The sequence below is a fragment of the Aureimonas pseudogalii genome, from assembly GCF_014196835.1.
In the GTDB taxonomy this organism is placed as follows: Bacteria; Pseudomonadota; Alphaproteobacteria; order Rhizobiales; family Rhizobiaceae; genus Aureimonas; species Aureimonas pseudogalii.
Window position 1 is genome coordinate 199808 of sequence record NZ_JACIEK010000005.1, and the last position, 23972, is coordinate 223779.

General features: G+C 67.5%; 21 protein-coding genes. 7 read left to right on the forward strand and 14 right to left on the reverse strand.

All coding sequences use genetic code 11. The features are described from left to right. Positions 1-162 precede the first annotated feature (162 nt). Genes GGR04_RS11860 through GGR04_RS11870 form a run of 3 tightly spaced genes read right to left on the reverse strand, consistent with a single transcriptional unit; the run spans position 163 to position 4881 of the window. Positions 163-2610, reverse strand: coding sequence for an LPS-assembly protein LptD (locus tag GGR04_RS11860; protein WP_183200102.1), 2448 nt, complete (start codon positions 2608-2610; stop codon positions 163-165). 1 nt (position 2611) lies between these two features. Further along, complete coding sequence (lptG, locus tag GGR04_RS11865) at positions 2612-3691, reverse strand: LPS export ABC transporter permease LptG (protein WP_183200103.1); 1080 nt, start codon at positions 3689-3691, stop codon at positions 2612-2614. Continuing rightward, positions 3688-4881 (reverse strand): LptF/LptG family permease, encoded by a 1194-nt coding sequence (locus GGR04_RS11870; protein WP_183200104.1) that lies wholly within the window; start codon positions 4879-4881, stop codon positions 3688-3690. The genes lptG and GGR04_RS11870 overlap by 4 nt, the downstream gene beginning before the upstream one ends. 258 nt (positions 4882-5139) lie before the next feature. Here GGR04_RS11870 and GGR04_RS11875 point away from each other — a divergent pair, with 258 nt between their 5' ends. Next, positions 5140-6642, forward strand: coding sequence for a leucyl aminopeptidase (locus tag GGR04_RS11875; RefSeq protein WP_183200105.1), 1503 nt, complete (start codon positions 5140-5142; stop codon positions 6640-6642). A 10-nt stretch (positions 6643-6652) separates the two neighbouring features. After that, positions 6653-7105, forward strand: coding sequence for a DNA polymerase III subunit chi (locus tag GGR04_RS11880; RefSeq protein WP_183200106.1), 453 nt, complete (start codon positions 6653-6655; stop codon positions 7103-7105). On the opposite strand, the gene GGR04_RS11885 is transcribed toward GGR04_RS11880, so the two are convergent. Together GGR04_RS11885 and GGR04_RS11890 are read right to left on the reverse strand one after the other, a co-directional pair. After that, positions 7056-7955: an alpha/beta fold hydrolase gene (locus GGR04_RS11885; protein ID WP_183200107.1), complete on the reverse strand. Its 900-nt coding sequence runs from the start codon at positions 7953-7955 to the stop codon at positions 7056-7058. The genes GGR04_RS11880 and GGR04_RS11885 overlap by 50 nt on opposite strands. Before the next feature lie 139 nt (positions 7956-8094). Beyond that, positions 8095-9999, reverse strand: coding sequence for an ABC-F family ATP-binding cassette domain-containing protein (locus GGR04_RS11890; RefSeq protein WP_183200108.1), 1905 nt, complete (start codon positions 9997-9999; stop codon positions 8095-8097). A 300-nt stretch (positions 10000-10299) separates the two neighbouring features. On the opposite strand from GGR04_RS11890, the gene GGR04_RS11895 reads away from it, so the two are divergent. Together GGR04_RS11895 and ndk are read left to right on the forward strand one after the other, a co-directional pair. Further along, positions 10300-10995: a glutathione S-transferase family protein gene (locus GGR04_RS11895; protein WP_183200109.1), complete on the forward strand. Its 696-nt coding sequence runs from the start codon at positions 10300-10302 to the stop codon at positions 10993-10995. Between the two features lie 90 nt (positions 10996-11085). Beyond that, entirely contained in the window at positions 11086-11508 is a 423-nt protein-coding gene (gene ndk / locus GGR04_RS11900; protein WP_183200110.1) for a nucleoside-diphosphate kinase, read from the forward strand. Between the two features lie 66 nt (positions 11509-11574). Here the strand turns inward: ndk and GGR04_RS11905 are convergent, their stop codons facing one another. From GGR04_RS11905 to uvrC, 4 genes are all read right to left on the reverse strand, one after another. Beyond that, positions 11575-12033 carry a molybdenum cofactor biosynthesis protein MoaE gene (locus tag GGR04_RS11905; RefSeq protein WP_183200111.1) on the reverse strand — a complete coding sequence of 153 codons (459 nt, stop codon included), beginning with the start codon at positions 12031-12033 and terminating at the stop codon, positions 11575-11577. A 4-nt stretch (positions 12034-12037) separates the two neighbouring features. Further along, positions 12038-12289, reverse strand: a complete 252-nt coding sequence (moaD, locus tag GGR04_RS11910; RefSeq protein ID WP_183200112.1) for a molybdopterin converting factor subunit 1 — start codon at positions 12287-12289, stop codon at positions 12038-12040. Between the two features lie 52 nt (positions 12290-12341). Beyond that, the gene (pgsA, locus tag GGR04_RS11915) at positions 12342-12923 is read right to left on the reverse strand and encodes a CDP-diacylglycerol--glycerol-3-phosphate 3-phosphatidyltransferase (protein ID WP_183200113.1); all 582 of its coding nucleotides are present in this window, start codon (positions 12921-12923) and stop codon (positions 12342-12344) included. 144 nt (positions 12924-13067) lie between these two features. Continuing rightward, the gene (uvrC, locus tag GGR04_RS11920; protein WP_183200114.1) at positions 13068-15122 is read right to left on the reverse strand and encodes an excinuclease ABC subunit UvrC; all 2055 of its coding nucleotides are present in this window, start codon (positions 15120-15122) and stop codon (positions 13068-13070) included. Between the two features lie 189 nt (positions 15123-15311). Between uvrC and GGR04_RS11925 the strand changes: the two genes are divergently transcribed. Beyond that, a complete protein-coding gene (locus GGR04_RS11925) occupies positions 15312-16199 on the forward strand; it encodes an outer membrane protein (protein ID WP_246393120.1) in 888 nt (295 codons plus the stop codon). A gap of 453 nt (positions 16200-16652) precedes the next feature. Here the strand turns inward: GGR04_RS11925 and GGR04_RS11930 are convergent, their stop codons facing one another. The 3 genes from GGR04_RS11930 to GGR04_RS11940 form a co-directional block, all read right to left on the reverse strand. Further along, positions 16653-17249 carry a glutathione S-transferase gene (locus GGR04_RS11930; protein WP_183200116.1) on the reverse strand — a complete coding sequence of 199 codons (597 nt, stop codon included), beginning with the start codon at positions 17247-17249 and terminating at the stop codon, positions 16653-16655. A gap of 34 nt (positions 17250-17283) precedes the next feature. Then, positions 17284-17739, reverse strand: a complete 456-nt coding sequence (locus GGR04_RS11935) for a hypothetical protein (protein ID WP_183200117.1) — start codon at positions 17737-17739, stop codon at positions 17284-17286. A 77-nt stretch (positions 17740-17816) separates the two neighbouring features. Continuing rightward, positions 17817-18659, reverse strand: a complete 843-nt coding sequence (locus tag GGR04_RS11940) for a 23S rRNA (adenine(2030)-N(6))-methyltransferase RlmJ (RefSeq protein ID WP_183200118.1) — start codon at positions 18657-18659, stop codon at positions 17817-17819. Between the two features lie 122 nt (positions 18660-18781). Here GGR04_RS11940 and GGR04_RS11945 point away from each other — a divergent pair, with 122 nt between their 5' ends. Continuing rightward, the gene (locus GGR04_RS11945; RefSeq protein WP_183200119.1) at positions 18782-19894 is read left to right on the forward strand and encodes an alkene reductase; all 1113 of its coding nucleotides are present in this window, start codon (positions 18782-18784) and stop codon (positions 19892-19894) included. 116 nt (positions 19895-20010) lie between these two features. Continuing rightward, positions 20011-22116, forward strand: a complete 2106-nt coding sequence (locus GGR04_RS11950) for a molybdopterin-containing oxidoreductase family protein (RefSeq protein WP_183200120.1) — start codon at positions 20011-20013, stop codon at positions 22114-22116. 21 nt (positions 22117-22137) lie between these two features. Here the strand turns inward: GGR04_RS11950 and purN are convergent, their stop codons facing one another. Together purN and purM are read right to left on the reverse strand one after the other, a co-directional pair. Next, positions 22138-22845, reverse strand: coding sequence for a phosphoribosylglycinamide formyltransferase (purN, locus tag GGR04_RS11955; RefSeq protein ID WP_183200121.1), 708 nt, complete (start codon positions 22843-22845; stop codon positions 22138-22140). Further along, the gene (purM, locus tag GGR04_RS11960) at positions 22842-23912 is read right to left on the reverse strand and encodes a phosphoribosylformylglycinamidine cyclo-ligase (protein WP_183200122.1); all 1071 of its coding nucleotides are present in this window, start codon (positions 23910-23912) and stop codon (positions 22842-22844) included. Before purM ends, purN begins: the two co-directional genes overlap by 4 nt. Between the last annotated feature and the right edge of the window lie 60 nt (positions 23913-23972).

Consider the following 23972-nt stretch of genomic DNA (forward strand, 5'->3'; position numbering starts at 1 on the left):
ATCTCTATCTCTCCCGACCCGGGCTTTTGCGCGGTGCCGCCGCAACTTTGCCGCTTGTAGCGACGGCATGGGGCGAAACCATGATGCTTCTAGAGCATTGTGCCGGTCATCGAAACGGGTCGACCGGGCAAGTCCAGCGCCGCGCCAGTTTCGGGGGCCGGCTCAGTTCGACGACCCCAGGCCATAGCCGAACTCGGCGTCGGCCAGCGTGCGAAGCGACAGCTTGAACAGGACCTTCGTCTCCGAAGTGTCGAGATTGTAGCGGTCTTCCGTCTGCTGGTACTGCGCGATCAGGCTGAAGCACTCGTCGGCATAGCCGATGCCCAGCGTGCGGTCGATGATCGCGCTGTTCTGGATGTCGTAGGAGAGCGAGCCGAAGGTGCGGATCTGGTCGGTGACGCGCACGGTGGCCGACGCCGTCACCTGATTGCGATCCTCCGCGAAGCCATAGATCGGCTGCGCCGCGATCTGCGAGTAGGTGACCGACGTGTCGACCTTCTTGTAGGAAACGCCCGCCATCAGGTCGGCACGGTTAAGCGCCAGCGACTCCTCGTCGAAACGACCCTGCGCACCGAGGTTCAGGCCGAACGGCGTGCTGAGCGCGACGGCGGAGACGTAGTCGGAGCGATCGGTCTCCAGTCCGGAATCGAAGCCCACGAGCGCGAGATCGACCTGCGCATAGGGGTTCTCTCCGGCCAGGTGGAAGGACTGGCCGATCAGTGCGTCGATCGCGTAGCCCGCCCCGAAGATGCCGGCATATTGCACGCCGACATTGGCGCGCGTGCCGCCCTCGATCCGGTCGTAGCCGGAGAACTTGTCTTCGTCGAAGAGGTTGGAGGCGTTGAAGACGAGGCTCTGCGCGTCCTCGTTGGGCAGGCGTCCGGCATCCATCTCGTCGGGACGCACGAGAAGCTGGGCGATCGGCGTGACGATGTGCGTGGCGCTGCCGTTCTCGATGAGGAACGGATAGCGGGCCTCGAGCCCGGCCGTCGCCATGGCGCGGCCGCCGGCCTCATTCACGTCGGTATCGCCGAAGCGCGTGCCGTCGAACTGGTAGCCGGTGGCGCTCATGTCGGCGCGGTAGAGGTCGCCCCGCGCCGAGGCCGAGGGCGTCAGCTGCAGGCCCGCTTCGGTGGTGAAGGTGCGCTTCCACTTCGCATCGACGCTGGCGCGTGAATAGTCGCCCTCCAGCGTCGCACGACGGAAGTAGTCGGTGCGGAACGGGAAGCCGCGCGAGCCGTCGCAGACGCTGTTGTCGAGGAACTGCGACTGGCAGATGAGCAGATAGCCGGCGCTGGTGTCGTCGCGACGCAGATGCGTCATGTTCGCGTCGAACTGCAGCTGACCGCCGAGGACCGAATTCTCCTCGATTCTCTGGTAGTCGAGCGTCGGCAGCGCGTAGGGCTGCACGTCCGAGATCAGCGTGTTCTCGGTCTGCGCGTCGAACTTCTGCGCGCGCAGGTCGAAGAAGCTCTGCTCGCCGAGGCCGGTGAGGTAGATTTCCGACGTGTGGTAGATCTGCGAGAAGTTCTCGATGTCGTAGACGTTCGAGAAGTTCGTGTCGCTCTGGGCGAGAACGTCCCAGCCGAAGGTCCAGCGCTCGTTGATCGCGAAGCGCCCGGTGGTGCCGATCATGCCGCGATCGGTATCGGACGGGTCGAGCGTCGTGGTGACGTTGTCGGAGCGGAAGTCGCCGAAGGCGTCGGGATCGCGCTGGGCGATGCCGGCGGTCTGCAGCGTGAAGTAGCCGTTCTCAGTCGCCTTGCGATACTCGACTTCGCCGAGGAAGCCCTGCTTGGAGAAGTAGGTGCCCGCGACCGTCGCATCCGACGTGTCGTCGATGGCGAAGTAGTAGGGGATGCGCACGCCGAAGCCGGTGTCGCTCGACGACTTGAAGCTCGGCGCCAGCAGGCCGGACTGGCGCTTCACGGTCGGATCGGGCGAGGCGAAGTATGGCAGGTAGGCGAGCGGCTTGCCGAAGAACTCGAAGCGCGCGCCGTAGTAGCGGATGACCTTGTTCTTCTGGTCCCAGACGATGCGGCGCGCCTTCACCTGCCACAGGGGCGGGCGCTCCGGGTTCTTCTCGCAGGCCTCGCAGGCCGTGTAGACGCCCTGCTCGAAGGTCGTGACCTCGGCGTCCTGGCGCACGGCCTGGCCCGCGGCGAAGCGCGTGTTGTCGGGCGTCTCGATGCGCAGCGCGCGCACGAAGCCGTTGGCGAAATCGTCGGTCAGGTCGATGGAATCGGCATAGATGCGGTTGCCGGTCGGCTCGATCAGCTCGACGTCGCCCGAGGCCACCAGACGGCGGGCCTTCTGGTCGTAGACGATGTTGCGCGACACGAGCTTGTAGGCGCCGTAGTCGATCTGGATGCCGCCGGTCGCGGTGACGACGCCGCGCTCGGAATCGTAGGTGACCGTATCGGCCGCGAGGAAGAGCTGCGTGCCTTCGGGCACCGAGACGTTGGCCCCGAGCTCGCCGAGGCCCGCCTGCGCAAGCGCCGGCGTCGTCGCCAGGGCGAGCACCGACAGTGCCGCGCCGGCCAGGAGTGCGCTCTTCGCCCTGGACCGTCCCCTGGTCCGGGCGTCGCGCGAGTTCCCCCTCGCTGTCATTCTAACCATCCTCTTGATGGAGCAGGATCGTCACCCCGAACAATCCCGCCGCCACGACCGGGAACCACGCCGCGACCACGGGCGGAATCACGGAATTGCTTCCCAGCGCCTGAGCCAGGAACGTGATGACGTAAAGCACGAAGCCAGCGGCGACGCCACTGACGATCAGGCGGCCCGACTGGCCGATCCGCTGGTAACGCACAGCCACCGTGGCCGCCACCAGCGCCATGGCCACGAACAGGGCCGGGCGGGCGATGAGCGCATGAAACCGCATGGCGAAGGCCTCGGCATTGTAGCCCAGACTCCGTGCCACTTCGATCTTGCTCGCCAGCTCCCAGATCGAGATCGCCTCGGGATCGGCGAGCCGCTGCTCGATATATTCCGGCAGCAGCGTCGTCGGCAGGCGCACCATGGCCTGCTGCACGGGGGGCAGGCCGATCTGGGTCACCGTCGGGTTCTCGATCACCCAGGCGCCGTTTTCGAGCCGGGCCTGCGCGGCGTCGATCCGCTCTCGCACGATGCCCTGGTCATTGAGGATGTAGGCGGTGACTCCGCCTAGCGTGGCGCCGCCCTGCGAGATCGCCTTGGCGCCGATGATCGACTGGATGCCTTCGCCGCTCTGGCGCAAGAACGGCGCGCGGTCGCCGAGATTGGCGGTGAAGCCCTGGTTCGAGGTCTGCAGCAACTCCGATCGGCCCTGCGCGTAGGAGGCGATCGGATTGTAGAACGCCACCGAGAGAATGCCGATCAGCAGCGAGCCGGCGATGAACGGGGCAAGGATCTGCCAGACCGAGACGCCCGAGGCGCGCGCCACCACCAGTTCCATCTTCCGGTTGAGAGAGACCAGCGTGAAGATCGACGAGAACAGGACGATGAAGGGAAAGGCCTGCTCGATGAAGGCGGGCACCCGGAGCGCGGAGATCGTCGCGATCGTCAGGAAGCCGACCTCGCCGCCGAGACCGCGGCGTGAGACCTCGATCATGTCGATGAGATAGGTGAGCGCGAAGACGGCGATGAGCGTCGAGACGAAGCTGACGACGAACCGGCGCAGGAAATAGAGGTTGAGGGTGAGCCGCGTCATGCGCCGGGCGTCCTTCCCACGAAAAAGCGCGTGGGCAGGATCCGCCAGATCGCCTGGCCGAGCCGGCGGATCGCGTCCGACGTCCAGCGCACCACGGCCATGTCCACCGGATTGACGTTACGCCAGACCAGCCAGAGGTCGAGGAGGATGGCGGAGATCGGCAGCGCGTAGACGACGCCGGCATAGGCGGCATTGTCGCTGACGAGCGACAGCGTGATGAATCCGAGCGCCTTGAGCACGAGCGCGCCGGCGAGGCCGAGACCCATGGCGGGGCCTGCGCCCTGGCGGTTGGTGCGGGGATGGCCGGCGATGATCAGCGCCCAAAGGACGAAGGCGATGGCATACAGCCAGTCGGTGCGGCGCTGCGCCAGTTCTTCGACGAATTGGTTGGGATGCAGCTGGTAGACGCGGTCGTTGGGATCGGGATTGAGCAGGTCGCGCGTCGAGCGCTCGGACATGCGGATCCAGTCGCCCGTCTCCACCGGCCGCAGGTTGGCGAGATCGAACGCATAGGTCTGGAATTCGATGATCGAGACGGCGCCGTCCGCGTTTGTGCGGCGATGCAGCTGCCCGTCGTCGAGCACGAGATAGGACTGGCCGAGGCGCTCCACGATCGTGGCCTCGCGCGCGAAATAGGTGAGATCGAGCGTCGGATCGCGCGTGTCGGAAAGGAAGAGGCCGCGCACGTTGGGGCCGCGCGCTTCCTCGATGCTCATCACCAGCCCGTCCTGAACCTTCTCGAACCGGCCCGGCTGGAGAAACAGGCTGATCGCGTCGGCGTTGATCGCGCGCACGCCGTTCTGGAAGGCGCTCGATGCGGCGGGCCCGACGACGTTGGAATTGAAGAGGACGATCGCCGCGCCGATGAAGCCAAGCACCAGAATCGGCTTGGCGATGACGTTGCGCGAGCCGCCGGCGGCGGCGATCACGGCGCGCTCCGAATCGGTGTTCAGCGAGTTCAGCGCCTGGATCGAGCCGATGAGGATCGCGAAAGGCAGCACGCCCGCCGCGAGATCGGGCATCAGCATCAGCGCGATCCAGAGGATGTTGCCGGCGGCCGTCGCGCTCGTTCTCACGATGTCGAGTCGCTGCAGCACCTGCACGATCCAGACGATCAGGACGAGCGCCGCAAGCGAGCCGGCACTGAATGCCAGGGCCCGTTTGAAGATGTAGCGTTCGATCAATTTCATCCGATGGTCGTCTCAGCAATCCTGTTCCGGCCTGCAGATCCGATCGGATGCGCGTTGGTCCGGGTCGCGCCCCGCTGCAATAGGGTGACCCAGCTTGGCTAAAGAAGGGCGAACAAGGATGGTTAGCGGTTTCTAAACGGCGAGACCACCCTTGCAATGGAGACCGCGACGCACAGTATGGGCACTCGAAGCGCCCCTGCAGCGCCCTCGGCCGTCGTGCCCTGCACGCCAACGCAGATCGAAAGAACCGGAGACGACATGTCCGCCCAGCCGACCATTCAGTTTTCCGCCCTCGAACTTCCCGCGAGCGGTGTGCTCATGCTTCTGGCGGGCGAGGGCGGGGCGCTTGCGCCGGGGCTCCCCGCCGAGGTCGAGGAGGGCGTGCGCAAGGCCATCACGGTGGGCAAGTTCAAGGGCAAGAGCCTCGCCGTGGTCGAGGCCGCCGCGCCGCCGGCCTCGCCGTTCGACCGCATCGTCGTCATCGGCACGAAGGGCGAGTCGGACTTCGGCGAGGAGGACTGGCTGAAGCTCGGCGGCACGATCGCCGCGCGCGCCAAGGGCGCCGAGCGCGTGACGGTCTGGACCGACGGCGCGGCGAAGCCCGCCACGGCGAAGGACATCGCGACGATCGGTCTCGGCATCCTGCTGCGCTCCTACAAGTTCGATCGCTACAAGACGAAGAAGACCGGTGCCGGCGAGGACGATGCAAGCGCCGACTCAGCGCTGACCGTGACGCTCGCGACGGCCGATCCTGCAGCAGCCGAGACGGCCTTCGCAGTGGCGCAGGCGGTAGCCGAGGGCGTGACGCTCGCGCGCGATCTCGTGAACGAGCCGACGAACGTCCTGACCACTACCGAATATGCCGACCGCGTCGCGGCGCTGTCGTCGCTTGGTCTCGACGTCGAGATCCTCGACGAGCCGGTGATGCGCGAGCTAAAGATGTTCGCGCTGCTCGGCGTCGCGCAGGGTTCGCCCATGCCGCCGCGCCTCTGCATCATGCGCTGGAACGGCGGCGCGGATGGCGAGGCGCCGGTCGCCTTCGTCGGCAAGGGCGTCGTCTTCGACACCGGCGGCGTGTCGATCAAGCCGGCGGCCGGCATGGAGGACATGAAGGGCGACATGGGCGGCTCGGCGGCCGTCGTCGGCCTCATGTCGACGCTGGCGCGGCGCAAGGCCAAGGTCAACGTGATCGGCGTGATCGGGCTGGTAGAGAACTCCGTCGACGGCAACGCCCAGCGCCCCGGCGACATCGTCACCGCCATGTCGGGCACCACGATCGAGGTGCTGAACACCGACGCCGAAGGACGTCTCGTGCTGGCTGACGCGCTCTGGTACACGCAGGAGCGCTTCAAGCCGCAGTTCATGGTCAATCTCGCGACGCTCACCGGCGCGATCATCGTGGCGCTCGGCAGCGAGCACGCCGGGCTCTTCTCGAACGACGACACGCTCTCGCAGCGCCTGACCGAGGCCGGGCTCGCCACCGGCGAGAAGGTGTGGCGCATGCCGCTCGGGCCCGTCTACGACAAGATGATCGAGGGCAAGTTCGCCGACATCAAGAATGTCGGCAACGGCCGGGCCGCCGGGTCGATCATGGCGGCGCAGTTCCTGCAGCGCTTCGTCAACAAGGTGCCTTGGGCCCATCTCGACGTCGCCGGCACCGCGATGGGCTCGCCGGCCAACGAGTACAACCAGTCCTGGGCCTCGGGGTATGGCGTACGGCTTCTCGATCGCTTGGTGGCCGACCACTACGAGTCGCGCTGACCGGACGGAGATGGCCGAGGTTCTCTTCTACCATCTGACGGAAAGCCGTCTTGAGGAGGCCCTCCCGGACCTCCTCGAACGCTCGCTCGCGCGCGGCTGGCGTGTCGTCGTCCAGTCGATGACGACGGAACGGCGCGACGCGCTGGACCATCACCTCTGGGTCTATCGCGACGATGCCTTCCTGCCGCACGGGACAGACGGCGATGCCAGCGGCGCGATGCAGCCCATTCTGCTTACGGTCGAACCCGACCAGCGCGCCAACGACCCGCAGGTGCGCTTCCTCGTCGATGGGGCCGTGCCCGCGTCACTGGAAGGCTACGTGCGTGGCGTCTATCTCTTCGATGGGCACGACGAGACGCAGCTTGCGGTCGCCCGCGAACGCTGGACGGCAGAGAAATCCGCCGGTCATGCCGTTACCTACTGGCAGCAGTCGGAGAATCGGCGTTGGCTGAAGAAGGCGTGAGGGCGTCGGGCTCGGCAGACCCCGCAAAACCCGCGACGAGCGTGTCGTCGGCCGTACCGAGCTCGTCCGGCTGGTCGAGAAAGGCGAGTACCGCCGAGGCGTAGCCTTCGGGATCCTCCAGCGGTGCGGAATGGCCGACATCGGGCAGGATCACGAGCTTGGCGCCGGGGATCGTCGCGGCCATGTACTCGGTGTGGCGGCGGCTGATGGCCTCGTCGTGGTCGCCGATCACCACTTCGGTGGGTACGCGGATCGAGGCGAGATCCGCGGCCGTGAAGTTCGGCTCGTTCGCCCAGAGGGCGTGGATCTCGTCGGCGACGTCGTCGTAGTGGCGCAACTCCGGCACCACGGCCGTGGCGGCGTCGTAATGCTTGACGCCGTCCGGCGAGGCGTTGGCCGCCTGCACGAACAGGCGGGACAGCCGCTCCGGATGCTTGATCGCGATGTCGAGGCCGATGATGCCGCCGTCGCTCCACCCGACGAGCGCCGTCTTGTCGATGCCGAGGCGATCGAGAAGCTTCAGGTAATCGTCGGCCATCAGGTCATAGGTGATGGGCGCGTCGGTGCGCGTCGAGCGGCCTTGGCCACGACTGTCGGCGAGAATGACCTCGTGATCGAGCGCCAGCGCGTCGAGCTGCGCGCGCCAGACGCGGGAATCGGACAAGCCTCCGTGAATCAGCAGGACCGGCGAGCCGCTTCCGTAGACGCGGAAGAACATCCGGATGTCGTTGACGTCGGCAAAGCCGATCTGGTCGGGCTGCAACTCGGGGGCGAAGGCCGACACATGGTGAGATCCCGTACCGAGAACGAGGCAGACGGCGAGACCGAGACCCGCAACCGAACGATGCATCCGGACTCTCCACCTTCGCGGGCGCCGCAGAGCGCCGGGCCAGAAACCTTGGCCCGCCGACTTTAGTTCCGCGCTCCGAGTGCCGCAATCGCGAGCACTGGCAAACCCTGCTAAATTTTCGGCAAGGTGGGCGTGGTCTCTATTCGGCGGCCATGGCCTCGTCGTGTTCGGTGGTGAATTCGAGCCACTCGCCTTCGGCCTTCGAGAGGGTCTTCTCGGCGCTCGCCTTCTGCTTCGAAAGGTCCGCGGCCTTGGCCGGTTCCTTCGTGTAGAGCAGGGGGTCGCCGAGCTTCTCGTCGAAGTCGGCGATCGTCTTCTGCAGGCGCGTGATCTGGATCTCCAGCGTCGAGATCTTCTTCTTGAGCGGCTTCAGCGCCTCGCGCCGCTCGGCCGCGACGCGGCGCTGATCGACCTTCGAGAGCGTCGGCGCGGCGTCGACCACCGTCACCGCCTCGCCTTGGTTGCCCCCGCCAGCGCGCCCGCCCGAGAGGATCAGCTTCTTGTAGTCCTCGAGATCGCCGTCGTAGCGCGACACCGTGCCGTCGCCGACGATCCACAGCCGGTCCATCGTCGCCTCGACCATATGCCGGTCGTGGCTGATGAGGATCACGGCGCCAGGATAGTCGTTGAGGGCGCGCACGAGGCTCTCGCGTGCCTCGATGTCCAAATGGTTCGTCGGCTCGTCGAGGATCAGCACGTTCGGTGCGTCGATCGTCGCGAGACCCATCAGGAGGCGCGCCTTCTCGCCTCCAGACAGGCTGTCGGCCACCGTGTCCATCTTCTGCGTCGGCAGGCCCATCTGCGCCACGCGCGAGCGCACGCGCGATTCCGGGGCGTCCGGCATGAAGCGGCGCACGTGCTGCACGGCCGTCTCGTTCGGGCGCAGGTCGTCGATCTGGTGCTGCGCGAACATCGCGATCTTGATGCCGGGCGCCCGCGTGATCTGGCCGGACTGCTCCTTCAGCCGCTCGGCGAGGAGCTTGGCGAAGGTCGACTTGCCGTTGCCGTTGGCGCCGAGCAGCGCGATGCGGTCGTCGGCGTCGATGCGCAGGTTCAGGCCGCGCAGGATCGAACGCTCGGCGCTGTAGCCGACCGAGACGTTTTCCATGCGGATGATCGGCGAGGCCAGCGCCTTTTCGGGCTCGGGAAACACGAAGGGCGTGACGTTCTCCTCGACGATGGCGGCGAGCGGCTGCATGCGCTCCAGCGCCTTGAGGCGCGACTGCGCCTGCCGGGCCTTCGAGGCTTTGGCGCGGAAGCGCTCGACGAAGGCCTCCATGTGCTTGCGCTCGGCCGTCTGCTTGACGATCGCCTTCGACAGAAGCTCCATCTTCTCGGCGCGCTGGCGCTCGAAGCTGTCGTAGTCGCCGCGATAGAAGACGAGCTTCTTCTGGTCGAGATGGATGATGGCGTTGACGGCGTTGTTGAGGACGTCGCGGTCGTGGCTGATGATCAGCACGGTGTAGGGATAGCGGGCGACGAAGCTTTCGAGCCAGAGCGTGCCTTCGAGGTCGAGATAGTTGGTGGGCTCGTCGAGCAGCAGCAGGTCGGGCCGCGAGAACAGAACTGCCGCGAGCGCCACGCGCATGCGCCAGCCGCCCGAGAAGGAAGAGACCGGCCGCGCCTGCGCGGCGGCGTCGAAGCCGAGACCGTCGAGAATCGAGGCGGCGCGCGCTTCGGCCGAATGGCTCTCGATGTCGGCGAGGCGCATGTGGATGTCGGAGATCCGGCTCGGATCGGTCGCCGTCTCGGCTTCGGCCAGCAGCGCCACGCGCTCCTCGTCGGCCTGCAGCACGATCTCCAGCAGCGAATCCTCGGTGCCCGGCGCCTCCTGCGCCACCTGCCCGATGCGCAGGTTCTTCGGATAGGAGACGTTGCCCGTCTCGGAGGCGAGATCGCCGGTGATCACCCGGAACAGCGTCGACTTGCCCGCCCCGTTGCGACCCACGAGCCCGGCCTTCGTGCCGGTGGGGATCGACAGCGTCGCGTGGTCGATGAGAAGGCGCCCGGCGACGCGAGCGGACAGGTCGTTGATCTGAAGCATGGAAGGCTTTTGGCATGTTTGGTCGCACGACGAAAGTGCACTGCAATCCGGCTGTTTCCGCCTCGGTCCGAATACGGGCGAGACCCGGTCCCTGCCGTCACCCTCGTGGCCTGCCGGGACCGCGTCGACCTGCCCACGCTGCCGCGTCGTCGGCATGTCGCATGGTCGGCTGACGAGCGAAGCTGGCCTTCGGCGTTCTGCCGGGCCGGCCTGTCGACCTGCGTCGGCAGGCTTGTCGTAGGGCGCAGGGTGGGAGAAGGTCGCCGCGTTCCATGATGATGCGAATTGAAGGCAGGCGGCATGACCATTGCGCTCTACGATCTCGTCGGCGAGGATGCCGGCCGGCCCTTCTCGCCCCACTGCTGGAAGGTGCGGATGGCCCTTGCGCACAAGGGGCTCGAAGCGGACGCTGTGCCGACCCGCTTCGTCGAGGTCGCCAGCGTCGAAGGCGGCACGGACCGCACGGTGCCGGTGATCCGCGACGGCGACAGCGTGGTGCAGGACAGTTTCGCCATCGCCGAATATCTCGACGACCGCTACCCCGACCGTCCCGCGCTGTTCGGCCAGCCCGGCGGGCGCGGGCTCGCTCGCTTCGTAGAAGGCTGGTCGCAGCGCACGATCCATCCCTTCATCGCCTCGGTCGCGATCCTCGACATTCATGCCATGCTCGACGACGAGAACCGCCGCTTCTTCCGCGAGAGCCGGGAAGGGCGCTCGGGCCGACCGCTGGAGGCGATGCAGGACGGGCGCACGCCGGAGAGGCTCGCGGAGTTTGGCAAGGCGCTGGAGCCGCTGCGCGCGACCTTGAAGCGCCAGCCCTTCCTCGCCGGAGACGCGCCGATGTTTGCCGACTACATCGTCTTCGGCGCCTTCCAATGGCTGCGGATCGCCTCGCCCTTCGTTGTCCTTGAAGGGTCGGACCCGGTGGCCCAGTGGTTCGAGCGCTGCCTCGACCTGCATGGCGGGCTCGGGCGATCGGTGCCGGCGGCGGTCTGATCCCTTGACCCGGCCGATGGCGGCCTTGCTGACGGCGGGGGGCGCCGCTATAGAGCGCCCACCCTCCCGAACCATCAAGGAACAGAGCCGATGGCGATCGAACGCACCTTCTCCATGATCAAGCCCGACGCGACCCGCCGCAACCTCACGGGCGCGATCGTCAAGATGCTGGAAGAGGGTGGCCTGCGCGTCGTCGCTTCCAAGCGCGTCTGGATGAGCAAGCGCGATGCGGAAGGCTTCTATGCCGTGCACAAGGAGCGCCCGTTCTTCGGCGAGCTGGTCGAGGGCATGTCGTCGGGCCCGACCGTGGTTCAGGTGCTGGAAGGCGAGAACGCCATCGCCCGCAACCGCGAGCTGATGGGCGCCACCAACCCGACGCAGGCCGCCGACGGCACGATCCGCAAGGTGCATGCGCTCTCGATCGGCGAGAACTCGGTGCACGGCTCGGATGCGCCGGAGACCGCCAAGGAAGAGATCGCCTACTGGTTCTCGGAACTCGAGATCGTCGGCTGATCCCGAGCGATCCTCGGAATGCCTGATGGGGCCGCTCTCGAAGGGGAGCGGCCTTTTTCGTGGGTCTCAGAGCCGATGCCAGCGGTCCGCCGCGTGGTCGTCGGTGTCCTTCGCCTCCACCCAGCCGCCGGTGGTGCCGTCCACGAGATGCTCGCGCTTCCAGAAGGGGGCCTTCGTCTTCATGAAGTCCATGACGAAGGACGCCGCCTCGAAGGCCGCGCCGCGATGGGCCGAGGCGCAGGCGACGAAGACGATTTCCTCGCCCGGCAACACTTTGCCGAAGCGGTGGATGCAGCGAACGCTCGACAGGGCCCAGCGCTCGGTGGCCTCCTGCGCGATGCGCGCGATCGCGCGTTCGGCCATGCCCGGATAGTGCTCGAGTTCGAGCGCAGCGAGCGTGCCGCCCTCGTCGCGGCAATAGCCCGCGAAGGTGACCACCGCGCCGGCCTCGCCGCCCGGTGCGGCGTCGCGCGTCTCAGCGCCGATGTCGATGCGCTCGGCCTGCACCGAGACGGAGACCGCCACCGGGTCAGCCGCCCGTCATCGGCGGGAAGATCGCCACTTCGCGGCAATCGCCGATCGGCTGCGAATGTTCGACATGCTCCTGGTCGAGCGCGACGCGGACGATCTCGGGCGCCTGCAGCGCGGCGTCGTAGTTCTCGCCGCGGCCCTTGAGCCAGTGGAGGAGGTCGCTGACGGTGACAAGCCCGGCGGGGAGGGCGACCTCTTCCTCGGGTATTCCGACGCGCTCGCGCACCCAGGCGAAATAGACGATCTTCATCCTGCAGCCTCCGTCCCGGCGATGGTCGTCTCCGGCCCTTTCGGCCGCGACCTCACACGTCGATATGGCGCAGCCCGGCGCGGAAGTAATCGTATCCGGTGTAAAGCGTGATGAGCGCGGCGACCCAGAGCAGCGTGATGCCGGTCTTGGTGACGTAGGGCATTACGAGATCGCCGGCCGGGCCGGCGAGCAGAAACCCGATCGCCACCATCTGCGTCGCCGTCTTCCACTTGGCGAGCCGGGTGACGGGTACCGAGACCTTCAGTTCGGCAAGATATTCGCGAAGGCCGGAGACGAGGATCTCGCGGCAGAGGATGACGATCGCCGCCCAGGTCGACCAGCCCGCGATCGTGCCGTCGGCGGCCAGCAGCAGCAGCGCGGCCGCCACCAGCAACTTGTCGGCGATGGGATCGAGCATGCGTCCGATCGTCGAGGTCTGCTGCCAGGCGCGGGCGAGATAGCCGTCGAGCCAGTCGGTGAGCGAGGCGATCACGAAGATGCCGAGCGCCCACCAGCGCGCGGTCTCCGAGCCGTGCAGGCGCCCTTCCATGAAGAAGCAGATGACCACGAGCGGAACGGCGGCGATGCGGGCGTAGGTGAGGAGATTGGGAAGGTTCAGCGCCTTGGATGCCATCAAATCAGTCCGGTTCGGGAAGGGGCCGGCCGAGGTCGGCATGGATCGGTGTGCTGATCGCCTGTTCAACCGCGCGGGGGGAGCCGCGTCAACATCGCGCGGACAAATCATCCGGGGATGATCGTCCGCCATGCGGAGCCGGCGTCACGGGCGCTCGTGGAAATGGTCGTAGACGAGGCGGGCGATCGCCGCTGAGATGCCCTCGACCTTGAGAAGGTCGTCGAAGGCGGCGCGCGACACGGCCTTGGCCGTACCGAAATGGTGGAGCAGCGCGCGCTTGCGGGTCGGGCCGATGCCGCCGATCTCGTCGAGCGGGTTCTTCGTCAGCTCCTTCTTACGCTTGGCGCGGTGCGTGCCGATGGCGAAGCGGTGGGCCTCGTCGCGCAGGCGCTGCACGAAGTAGAGCACGGGATCGCGCGGCGGTAGCGAGAAGGGCTCGCGGCCCTCGACGATGAAGCGCTCGCGCCCGGCGTCACGGTCGACGCCCTTGGCGACGCCGATCGTGGTCACCTTGTCGGCGATGCCGAGCTCGTCGAGGATCTTGCGCACCGCCGAAATCTGGCCCTTGCCGCCGTCCACCAGCACGAGATCCGGCCAGTCCGGCATGTCCGCCGAATCGCTCGTCTCGGGTGCTTCGGGGTCGGGCACGACGTCAGGCGCCGGGCCGGCGTCGCCGTGCTCCTTCAGCAGCCGCGAGAAGCGCCGCGTCATCACCTCGCGCATCATGCCGAAATCGTCGCCTGGCGTGATGTCGGTGCCGCGGATGTTGAACTTGCGATACTGGTTCTTGGCAAAGCCCTGCGGCCCCGCCACCACCATGGCGCCGACGGCATTGGTGCCCATGATGTGGGAATTGTCGTAGACCTCGATGCGCCGGGGCGCGCGCGCCAGCTTGAAGGTCTCCTGCAGGCCGGCAAGGAGGCGGGCCTGCGAAGACGTTTCGGCCAGCCGCCGCCCCAACGCTTCGCGGGCGTTGGCGGTGGCGTGATCCACGAGATCCTTCTTCTCGCCGCGCCGGGGAGTCGCGATCTCGATGCGCCGGCCGGCGCGCGTGCTCAGCGCCTCCGTCATCAGCGCGCGATCCTCGATCTCGACCGGCAGCAGCACGAGAGAGGCCACCGGCTTGTCGTCGTAGAACTGCGCCAGGAACGCGCCCATCACCTCGCCGGGCTCCAGCGAGGGGTCCGCCTTCGGAAAATAGGCGCGGTTGCCCCAGTTCTGCCCGGTGCGGAAGAAGAACACCTGGATGCAAGTGAGCCCCCCCTCCTGATGAATGGCGAAGACGTCGGCCTCCTCCACCCCGTGCGGGTTGATGCCCTGATGGCTCTGGATGTGCGACAGCGCCGAGAGACGGTCGCGGTAGACGGCGGCGCGCTCGAAGTCGAGCTCTTCGGAGGCGGCCTGCATGGCGGTGGCGATCGAGCGCTTCACCTCGCCGGAGCGGCCCGAGAGAAAGCCCTTCGCCTCGCCGACGAGCGCGCGGTAGTCCTCGGCGGAGACCTCGCCGGTGCAGGGGCCCGAGCAGCGCTTGATCTGGAAGAGAAGGCAGGGGCGGGTGCGCGTTTCGTAGACGCTGTCGGTGCAGGTGCGCAGCAGGAAGGCACGCTGCAGCGAGGCGACGGTGCGCCCCACCGCGCCGCCGGAGGCGAAGGGTCCGAAATAGCTGCCCTTCCGCGAGCGCGCGCCGCGATGCTTGAAGATCGCCGGCGCCTCGTGATCGTCGGAAACGAGGATGTAGGGAAACGACTTGTCGTCCCGCATCAGCACGTTGAAGCGCGGGCGCAGACGCTTGATGAGGTTCGCCTCGAGCAGCAGCGCCTCGGTCTCGGTGCGAGTGGTCACGAACTCCATGTGCCGCGTCGAGCGGATCATGCGCGCGATCCGGTTGGTGTGGCCGGCGAGGCGCGTGTAGCTTGCCACCCGCTTCTTCAGCGACTTCGCCTTGCCGACGTAGAGAACCTCGTTGGCCTCGTCGAACATACGGTAGACGCCTGGGCGGTTCGGCAGCCGCTGGACGAAGGCCGCGATGAGTTCGGCGCCGACCAGCGTCTGGTCGAGGGCCCGCCCGCTGCCGTCCCATTCGATGGCGGCCAGCAGAGCAGCCGCGTTCGATGCCGGGAGGGCGTCGTCGCCTTCGCTGGGTTCGTCCAGGTCGAACTCGTCCTCGTCGTCGATCTCGGGCAATGGCTCGTCGGTCATGTCATCTTCGTTCGCGAACCGGGGTTGGATGCCGCGGGCCCGCACGCCCTTTCGAAACCGTCCGCGGCGCGTGCCCGAGGGGCCGGCGGATCGCCCCGGCCGGTTCGGCACGTGCGGTCTCCACTTATATGATTCGTCGTCGCCGGAAATGCAGGGGCAAATCCGGCGGGAGGAGGGCGCTTGCGTACCTTGGTCTCGAAGGTCCGCCTTATCCAGGCCGAGCAAGAATCCCGGGGGTGTCACCGGCTTGCAATTGGCGGCGGGCGAAGGCCGCGCTTATATCGATGCTGGAACGAGGCTTGCGCAGGTCAACTCCCCAAACGGGTTTTGCTGCAAGGCCTTGGCCGGAACGCACGGGGCTCGGCCGGCGTTCGCATGTTGAGTGAAAGGGAGGCACCGGCGGCCTTCCAGTGGAGTTGGGTCATGCGGGTGTTCGGCACCTTCATTGCAGGCGGATTGATGGCGCTCGCGGCGGGCAACGCCTTCGCGGCCGATGCCGTGTTGCCGGACATGCCGGTTGCCGAGGCGCCGGTGGCCTCGACCTACACGTGGTCCGGACCCTATGCCGGCGGTTTCGTCGGCTACAACTTCGCCGATTTCGACCAGAGCGGTGGCGCGTCGTTCGACGGAGAAGGCGTGGTCGGCGGCGTCTATGCCGGTTACAATCTCCAGACCGAACGCCTCGTCTACGGTCTTGAAGCCGATATCGGCGCGTCCGACGTGGATGCGTCCGGTTTCAACGCCGCGACGGGCGTGCCGATCTCGAACGATTCCACCGCCTTCGGTTCGCTGCGCGCACGCATCGGCGTCGCCTACGATCCGATCCTCCTCTTCGCCACCGGTGGCGTCGCCGTGTCGCATCAGGAGATGTCGCTGGGCGGCGCCGAGGACGACAACACGCATGTCGGCTACACCGTGGGAGCGGGCGTGGAGGCGAAGGTCGCGCCGGGCGTGACCTCGCGCGTCGAATATCGCTATTCCGACTTCGACGCCAAGACCTACGATCTCGGAAACGTGTCGGTATCGTCGGGCTTCGACGAACACTCGATTCGCGCCGGCGTTGCGCTCAAGTTCTGACGTAAGAGCCCGCTGCCTCCTGTCTTGAAGCTCGTTCGGGGCGCTGCCGGCGGTGATGTTTCCGAGACGCAAAGGTATCGTTCGCATCGATCATCGGCGGCGAACCTCGGTCTCTCGGCAGCCAGTTGCCGGAACGCAAACCGGTCGCGGGTGTCGATTAGGTCCCGTTTTAACGTTCGACCTGTCGTCACTCGTGCGACCGCGTTTTCAGCATCGCCCGTTTCGCACTCGGCTGCGATTGCCCAACGAAGCTTTGAGCCGCTTGGCCATCGTCGCTGATCGGCGGGGGAGGCGTAGAAGCCTCATATTGCAAGCAATTCTGACGCTTGCGTCCCGCGTTTCGGCTAGGCGTTGTCACCCCAATGCAGACGCAAGCGCTATCGAGCCGATCTGGCGTTTAAAGCGAAACATCCCGCAACGCAGGACGAAGCGCCGACCCACGGAAACGGGCGATCAGCCTTGCGGCCGCATCGGCTCGTAGACAGGGTTGTCGGCGAAGAACCGCTCGAACCACACGGCAAGAGCGGGATTGCGCGTTTCGAACGAGCCGGGATAGCGCAGCTGCAGCCAGCCGAGATCGGAGGCCACGGCGAAATGCGCGAGGTTCGGCTCCGCCGGCAGTTGTGCGACCTCTCGCTCCAGCGCGTCGAGGGCGCGATGGGCGCGGCGCCACTGCTTGTCGACCCAGGGCTGGTGGCGCTTCTCCTCCGGTCGATAGCGAACCTCGTAGAGCGTCGCGATCGCCGCCTCGGTCATGCCGTCTGCCAGCGCCTCGACCCGCTTGGTGCGCGTCCAGGCTTCGAGCGTCTGCGGGATCAGCAGATTGCCGCTGGCCCGGTCGAGATACTCGCAGATCACGCGGCTGTCGAAGAGTGCTTCGCCGGAGTCGAGAACGAGGGTGGGGATCTTCCCGACCGGATTGTTCTCCACGAGATCGGCGCCCTCGGCAGCCGTGTCCGTCACCACGCAGTCCAGCTCGAAGCCGCAGAGATGCGCGGCCATGCGCACCTTGGACGAATAGGGCGAGGCCTTGGAGTAGAGCAGCTTCATGCCGGGCGCCTCGATCGGAAGGGAAGGGCCGCGTTCAGAATCGACGCAGCGATTCGCAGTTGGCGCCGTAGATCTTCCACTTGTCGAGGCCGAGCACGCAGCCCTCGGCACGCCAGCTGATGCCGGCATAGCCCATCGGGTACTCGACGACGTAGTAGACCGTGCGGTGCTCGCCGGTCGAGACGAGGACGGTGCCCTGGCAGTAGCGCCGCTCGACTTCCTTGTAGCCGCCGAGTGGGTGGTAGGCCTTTTCCATCAGGTTGGAGAACTCGACGATGGCGAGATCGGCCGGGATCATGCGCGGCGCGCCGTATTCGAACTGATCCTCGACCTGCGCGACGACGCGCGGGTCCTCGCAACTCGGCACCAGCGCATTGGCGACGATTGGCGCCGGCTGACGCGAAGCCTCGTAATAGTCGGCGGCGATGGCGGGAAGCACTGCCGACAGGCTCAGCGCGCTGGCGAGAAGGGCGGCAAGGCGATGGCGCATGGTGGGTTTCCCGTATCGACTCGGTCCGGCGCAATCGGCCGGTTTAGGATTTCTTAGCCCGTTATATTGCACTCGCGTCACTCCGCGGCCAGCGCAAGGATGCCACAATTTGCAGCTGAACCGCTCCCGAGCACCGGGAGGAGGGTCTTCATCGTGGCGCTCGCCTCGTCGCGGAAGGTGTAGGGCGGGTTGACCACCACCAGCCCGCTGCCGACGAGGCGCTCGTCGGCGCGCAACGGCTCGCGGTAGAAGTCGGCGGCCACGACGTCGCGAATCCCGCTCTCGCGCAGCAGCTGGTGGAAGCGCTCGAGCCGCGCCCGCTGCTTGATCGGATACCACACGGCATAGATGCCGCCGGGCCAGCGCTGCGTGGCGCGGCGCAGACCCTCGACGATCCGCTCGATCTCGTCGCTCTCCTCGAAGGGCGGGTCGATCAGCACCAGTCCGCGCTTCTCCTTCGGCGGCAGATGGGCGCCGAGCGCCAGCCAGCCGTCGAGCTCGATCGCCTTGACGTGCGGATCGCCGGCGAAGGTGGCGGCGAGACGGCGGGCGTCCTCGGGGTGCAGCTCGTAGGCGGACAGCCGGTCCTGCCGCCGCAGGAGGCGCCGCGCGATCATCGGCGAGCCCGGATAGGCCTGCGCGCCGAAGGCTTCGCGCACCTTTTCCACGACGCCGCGGTAGCTCGCGAGAGACGGATCGTCCCAGGCGGGCGAGGCCATGAGCCGGGTGATGCCCTCGACATGCTCCCCGGTGCGCGAGGCCTCGTCGGCGCCGAGATCATAGAGCCCGCAGCCGGCATGGGTGTCGATCACCCGGAACGGCTTGTCCTTGCGCTTCAGGTACTCGACGAGATGGCAGACGAGCGCGTGCTTGACGACGTCGGCGAAGTTTCCGGCATGGAAGGCATGGCGATAGTTCACGAAAACGGGCTCCGGAGACGCAGCGTTCAGTGCATCGATGCTGCAATGCGGAGCGGAAGCTCCCACTTCTGCGTTCCCTACCGCGAAACCGCTTTTTCGCGAACCCATGCAAAGGGACAGACATGGTGCATTCCAAGCTCTTCGAGCCGTTCGACCTCGGCCCGCTCCACCTCGCCAACCGCGCCGTGATGGCGCCGCTCACCCGCTCGCGCGCCACCTCCGACGGCGTGCCGAAGGCGATGCATGTCGAGTATTATCGCCAGCGCGCCGGCGCCGGCCTCATCATCAGCGAGGCGACGAACATCTCGGTGGAGGGGCGCGGCTACGCCTGGACGCCCGGCATCTACACCGACGAGCAGGTCACCGCCTGGAAGAAGGTGACGGACGCCGTGCACGCCGAGGGCGGCAAGATCGTGCTGCAGCTCTGGCATGTCGGCCGCATCTCGCATCCCGACCTGCAGCCCGGCGGCGCGGCGCCGGTCGCGCCCTCGGCGGTGAAGCCGGAGGGCAAGGCCTTCACCGAGGAGGGCTTCAAGGATCACGAGACGCCGCGCGCGCTGGAAGAAGCCGAGCTGCCACGCGTCGTCGCCGACTACGTGAAGGCGACCCGCAACGCCCGCGCCGCCGGCTTCGACGGCGTCGAGGTGCATTCGGCCAATGGCTACCTGCTCGACCAGTTCCTGCGCGACGGCACCAACACGCGCACCGACCGCTACGGCGGCTCGGTCGAGAACCGGATGCGCTTTCCGCTCGAGGTCGTCGATGCCGTGGTGGCCGCGTGGGACAAGGAGCATGTCGGCGTCCGCATCTCGCCCGTGACGGTGATGGGCGGCTCGTCCGAGAGCGACCAGCAGGGCCTGTTCGACGCCTATGTCGAAGAGCTCGCCAAGCGCGGCCTTCTCTACATGCACGTGATCGAGGGCCAGACCGGCGGCGACCGCAAGAAGGACGGCTTCGACTACGAAGCGATCCGCCAGCGCTTCGGCGGCGTCTACATGGGCAACAACGACTACGACCTCGATCTTGCGGTGGAGCGGCTGGCCGAGGGCAAGGTCGACCTCGTCTGCTACGGCAAACTGTTCATCTCGAACCCCGACCTCGTCGCGCGGCTCGAACTCGGCGCGCCGTTGAACGAGTGGGACAAGGACACGTTCTACGGCGGCGACGAGAAGGGCTACACCGACTATCCCGCCCTCTCGCAGGAAGAGCGCGCCCGCTACGCGCAGGCGGCCTGAGACCAAACGCGACACATGACGGAGGGGTCGGCATCGCATGCCGACCCCTCTCGCGTAATGCATCGCATCGCGAAAATGAATGATGCACGATGCGTCGGCTCAGCTAGACTGATTCCATGAATCAGCACGCCGCCGTCACCAAAGGCTTCACCGCCTGCCCGCATGATTGTCCCTCGACCTGCGCGCTGGAGGTCGAGATCCTCGACAGCCGCACGATCGGCCGCGTTCGCGGCGCCGAGGACAACAGCTACACGGCCGGCGTCATCTGCGCCAAGGTGGCGCGCTACGCCGAGCGCGTCCACCATCCCGACCGCCTCCTGAAGCCGCTGCAGCGGGTGGGCGCGAAGGGCAAGGGCGGCTGGCGCGAGATCGCTTGGGACGACGCGCTCGATCTCGTGGCCGAGCGCTTCGTTCAAGCCGAGGGGCGGCACGGGTCCGAGGCCGTCTGGCCCTACTTCTACGCGGGCACGATGGGCCTCGTGCAGCGCGACGGCCTGAACCGGCTGCGTCACGCAAAGCGCTATTCCAACCAGTTCGATTCGATCTGCACCAATCTCGCCTGGACCGGCTTCGTCGCCGGCACCGGCAGGCTCGCCGGCGTCGATCCGCGCGAGATGGCGAAGGCCGACGTCGTGGTGATCTGGGGCACCAACGCGGTGGCGACGCAGGTCAACGTGATGACCCACGCCATCCGCGCCCGCAAGGAGCGCGGCGCGAAGATCGTGGTGATCGACATCTACGACAACGCCACGATGAAGCAGGCCGACCTCGCGCTGAAGCTGCGGCCGGGCACCGACGGGGCGCTGGCCTGCGCGCTCATGCACGTCGCCTTCCGCGACGGCACGGCCGACCGCGCCTATCTCGCCGAGCATACCGACGACCCCGCCGGGCTGGAGGCGCATCTCGCCACCCGCACGCCGCAATGGGCGGCCGGCATCACCGGCCTCGGCGTCGAGGAGATCGAGGCCTTCGCGACGCTGGTCGGGCGCAACCCCCGCTCGTTCTTCCGCCTCGGCTACGGCTTCTCGCGCCAGCGCAACGGCGCGGTGGCGATGCATGCGGCGCTCAGCGTGCCCACCGTCTTCGGCCATTGGCGGCACGAGGGCGGCGGCGCCTTCCACAACAACGGCGCCATCTGGAACTTCGACAAGCGTCTCATCGAGGGGCGCGGCGACCAGGATCCCGCGATCCGCCATCTCGACCAGTCGCGCATCGGCGCCGTCCTCACCGGAGACCGCGACGCGCTGGCCGGCGGTCCGCCGGTGACGGCGATGATCGTGCAGAACACCAACCCCGCCAATGTCTGCCCCGAGCAGCGTGACGTGGTGCGCGGGCTGCTGCGCGAGGATCTCTTCGTCGCCGTCCACGAGCAGTTCATGACGGACACGGCGAAGCTCGCCGACCTCGTGCTGCCGGCCGCGACCTCGATGGAGTACGACGACATCTATCGCGGCGGCGGCCAGAGTCACATCCTCTTCGGCCCCAAGCTGATCGAGCATCCCGACACGGTGCGCACCAACCATTTCGTGGTCGAGGAGCTGGCGAAGCGGCTCGGCGTCGCCGATCGGCCGGGCTTCGGGCTCACCGAGCGCGAGTTGATCGACCAGTTGCTGCGCGCCAGCGGCTACGAGGGGCTGGAGACGCTGGAGCGCGAGCGCTGGATCGACGTGCAGCCAGCCTTCGAGACCGCGCACTACGCGAAAGGCTTCGCCTGGCCGGACGGCAAGTTCCGCTTCCGGCCGGACTGGGCCGGCATGCCCGCGCCGAACCGCCCGCCGGCCTCGATGGGGCTGCTCGGGCCGGTGGGCGAACTGCCCGCCTTCCCCGACCATGCCGCGCTGATCGAAGAGGCGGACGAGGCACATCCGTTCCGTCTGGCGACGCCGCCGGCGCGCCAGTTCCTCAACTCGTCCTTTGCCGAGACGAAGGGTTCGCGCCAGCGCGAGGGGCGGCCGGAACTGCGCATGCATCCGGACGACGCCGCGCGGCTCTGCCTCGCCGATGGTATACGGGTGGAGATCGGCAATTCGCGCGGCGAGATCGTCATGCCGCTGAAGATCGACGCGGCGGCCAAACCCGGCGTTCTCATTCACGAGGGGCTCTGGCCGAATGCGGCGTTCGAGCGCGGCGAGGGGATCAACGTCCTGACCGGGGCCGATCCCGCCGCGCCCTTCGGCGGTGCGGCCTTCCACGACAACCGGGTGTGGGTGCGCGCCGCCTGAGCCTTCGGGCGGCGGGCCTCGTCAGCCGTCGCGCCCGTCCGGCGAGACGATGATCGCGAAGCCGTCGCGTCCGGCGTGACCGGTAGAGGGCGCGGCAGTAGCCGAGCCGTCGGCCGCAAACACCGCCTTGCCGTCTTCCATGCGAACCGTGCCATCGAGCACCAGCCGCAGCGCGTGCGGATAGAGCCGGTGCTCCGCGCGCAGCAGCCGGTCGGAGAGCCGGTCCGGCGTGTCGCCGGGCTCGATCGCGATGGCGGCCTGCGCGATGATCGGGCCCTCGTCCATGTCCTCGGTGACGAAATGCACGGTGCAGCCGTGCACGCGCATGCCCGCCTGAAGCGCCCGTTCGTGCGTGTGGAGGCCCGGGAAGAGCGGCAGCAGCGAGGGGTGGATGTTGATCATCCGGCCCTTGTAGTGCTCGACGAAGCGGCGCGTCAGCAAGCGCATGTAGCCGGCGAGGCAGACGATGTCGGGTCGGAACTCGTCGAGCATGCGGATCAGCGCCGCCTCGTGGCTCTCGCGCGTCTCGTGGTCGCGATGGCTCACGGCCTTGGCGGGAATGCCGTAGCGCGCGGCGGTCTCGAGCCCGCCGGCGTCCGGCTTGTTGGAGAGAACGGCCACGATCTCGCCGGGAAAGGACGGGTCCATCGCCGCGCCGATCAGCGCCGACATGTTGGAGCCGCGCCCGGAGATCAGCACGGCCACGCGCTTGCGCGGGACTGCGCTCACAGCGCGAGCGTCCCGTTGAAGGTGACGGCGGCCTCCCCCTCGCGCGGCAGGATGCGGCCGAGCGGCACCACGGTCTCGCCCTCGCTCTGCAGCATCGCCGCGACGGCCGCGGCTTCCGCCTCCGACACCACCACGATCATGCCGATGCCGCAGTTGAAGGTGCGCAGCATCTCGGCTTCCGCCACGCCTCCGGTCCGCGCCAGCCAGCCGAAGACGGGCGGCACGGGAACGGCGAAGAGGTCGATGTCGGCGCGAAGGTGCTCGGGCAGGACGCGCGGAATGTTCTCGGGAAAGCCGCCGCCGGTGATGTGGGCCAGCGCCTTGATGCCGTCGTCCTGGCGCAGCGCTGCGAGAAGCGAGCGCACGTAGATCCGCGTCGGCGCGATCAGCGCCTCGGCGAGCGTGCGCGAGGTGTCGAAGGGGGCGGGGGCGTCGTAGGCGGCGCTGCTGGTCTCGACGATGCGGCGGACCAGCGAATAGCCGTTCGAATGGACGCCCGAGGAGGCGAGGCCGAGGATCATGTCGCCGGACTGGAGATCGGCCGAAGGCAGCAGGCGTCCGCGCTCGGCGGCGCCCACGGCGAAGCCCGCGAGGTCGTAGTCCTTCTCGGCGTAGAGGCCGGGCATCTCGGCGGTCTCGCCGCCGATCAGCGCACAGCCGGCCTGTCGGCAGCCCTCCGCGATGCCGGCCACGATCGCCTCGCCCTGCGCTGGGTCGAGCTTGCCGGTGGCGAAATAGTCGAGGAAGAACAGCGGCTCGGCGCCCTGCACCACGAGGTCGTTGACGCACATCGCCACGAGGTCGATGCCGATCGTGTCGTGGAGACCCGTGTCGATCGCGATCTTCAGCTTGGTGCCGACGCCGTCGTTGGCCGCCACGAGAACCGGGTCGGTGAAGCCGGCGGCCTTGAGGTCGAAGAGCCCGCCGAACCCGCCGATCTCGCCGTCGGCGCCCGGCCGGCGGGTGGAGCGCACCAGAGGCTTGATGCGGCGCACGAGTTCGTTGCCCGCATCGATGTCGACGCCGGTGGCGGCATAGGTCAAACCGTTGGGTGTCTCGGCGGTCATGGCGGCTTCCTCGTTTGGGGCGAGTTGACACGATCGAAACCCGCGAGCAACCCTTTCGGC

Bases quoted from the DNA above. Each gene is read 5' to 3' on its own strand.
- GGR04_RS11930 (WP_183200116.1), bottom strand. From the start codon at position 17,249: ATGAAGCTGCTCTACTCCAAGGCCTCGCCCTATTCGTCCAAGGTGCGC.
- GGR04_RS11880 (WP_183200106.1), top strand. From the start codon at position 6,653: ATGGCCGAGGTTCTCTTCTACCATCTGACGGAAAGCCGTCTTGAGGAG.
- GGR04_RS11885 (WP_183200107.1), bottom strand. From the start codon at position 7,955: ATGCATCGTTCGGTTGCGGGTCTCGGTCTCGCCGTCTGCCTCGTTCTC.
- GGR04_RS11950 (WP_183200120.1), top strand. From the start codon at position 20,011: ATGAATCAGCACGCCGCCGTCACCAAAGGCTTCACCGCCTGCCCGCAT.
- GGR04_RS11935 (WP_183200117.1), bottom strand. From the start codon at position 17,739: ATGCGCCATCGCCTTGCCGCCCTTCTCGCCAGCGCGCTGAGCCTGTCG.
- purM (WP_183200122.1), bottom strand. From the start codon at position 23,912: ATGACCGCCGAGACACCCAACGGTTTGACCTATGCCGCCACCGGCGTC.
- moaD (WP_183200112.1), bottom strand. From the start codon at position 12,289: ATGAAGATCGTCTATTTCGCCTGGGTGCGCGAGCGCGTCGGAATACCC.
- GGR04_RS11860 (WP_183200102.1), bottom strand. From the start codon at position 2,610: ATGACAGCGAGGGGGAACTCGCGCGACGCCCGGACCAGGGGACGGTCC.
- GGR04_RS11945 (WP_183200119.1), top strand. From the start codon at position 18,782: ATGGTGCATTCCAAGCTCTTCGAGCCGTTCGACCTCGGCCCGCTCCAC.
- GGR04_RS11875 (WP_183200105.1), top strand. From the start codon at position 5,140: ATGTCCGCCCAGCCGACCATTCAGTTTTCCGCCCTCGAACTTCCCGCG.
- ndk (WP_183200110.1), top strand. From the start codon at position 11,086: ATGGCGATCGAACGCACCTTCTCCATGATCAAGCCCGACGCGACCCGC.
- uvrC (WP_183200114.1), bottom strand. From the start codon at position 15,122: ATGACCGACGAGCCATTGCCCGAGATCGACGACGAGGACGAGTTCGAC.
- GGR04_RS11895 (WP_183200109.1), top strand. From the start codon at position 10,300: ATGACCATTGCGCTCTACGATCTCGTCGGCGAGGATGCCGGCCGGCCC.
- GGR04_RS11890 (WP_183200108.1), bottom strand. From the start codon at position 9,999: ATGCTTCAGATCAACGACCTGTCCGCTCGCGTCGCCGGGCGCCTTCTC.
- pgsA (WP_183200113.1), bottom strand. From the start codon at position 12,923: ATGGCATCCAAGGCGCTGAACCTTCCCAATCTCCTCACCTACGCCCGC.
- GGR04_RS11870 (WP_183200104.1), bottom strand. From the start codon at position 4,881: ATGAAATTGATCGAACGCTACATCTTCAAACGGGCCCTGGCATTCAGT.
- lptG (WP_183200103.1), bottom strand. From the start codon at position 3,691: ATGACGCGGCTCACCCTCAACCTCTATTTCCTGCGCCGGTTCGTCGTC.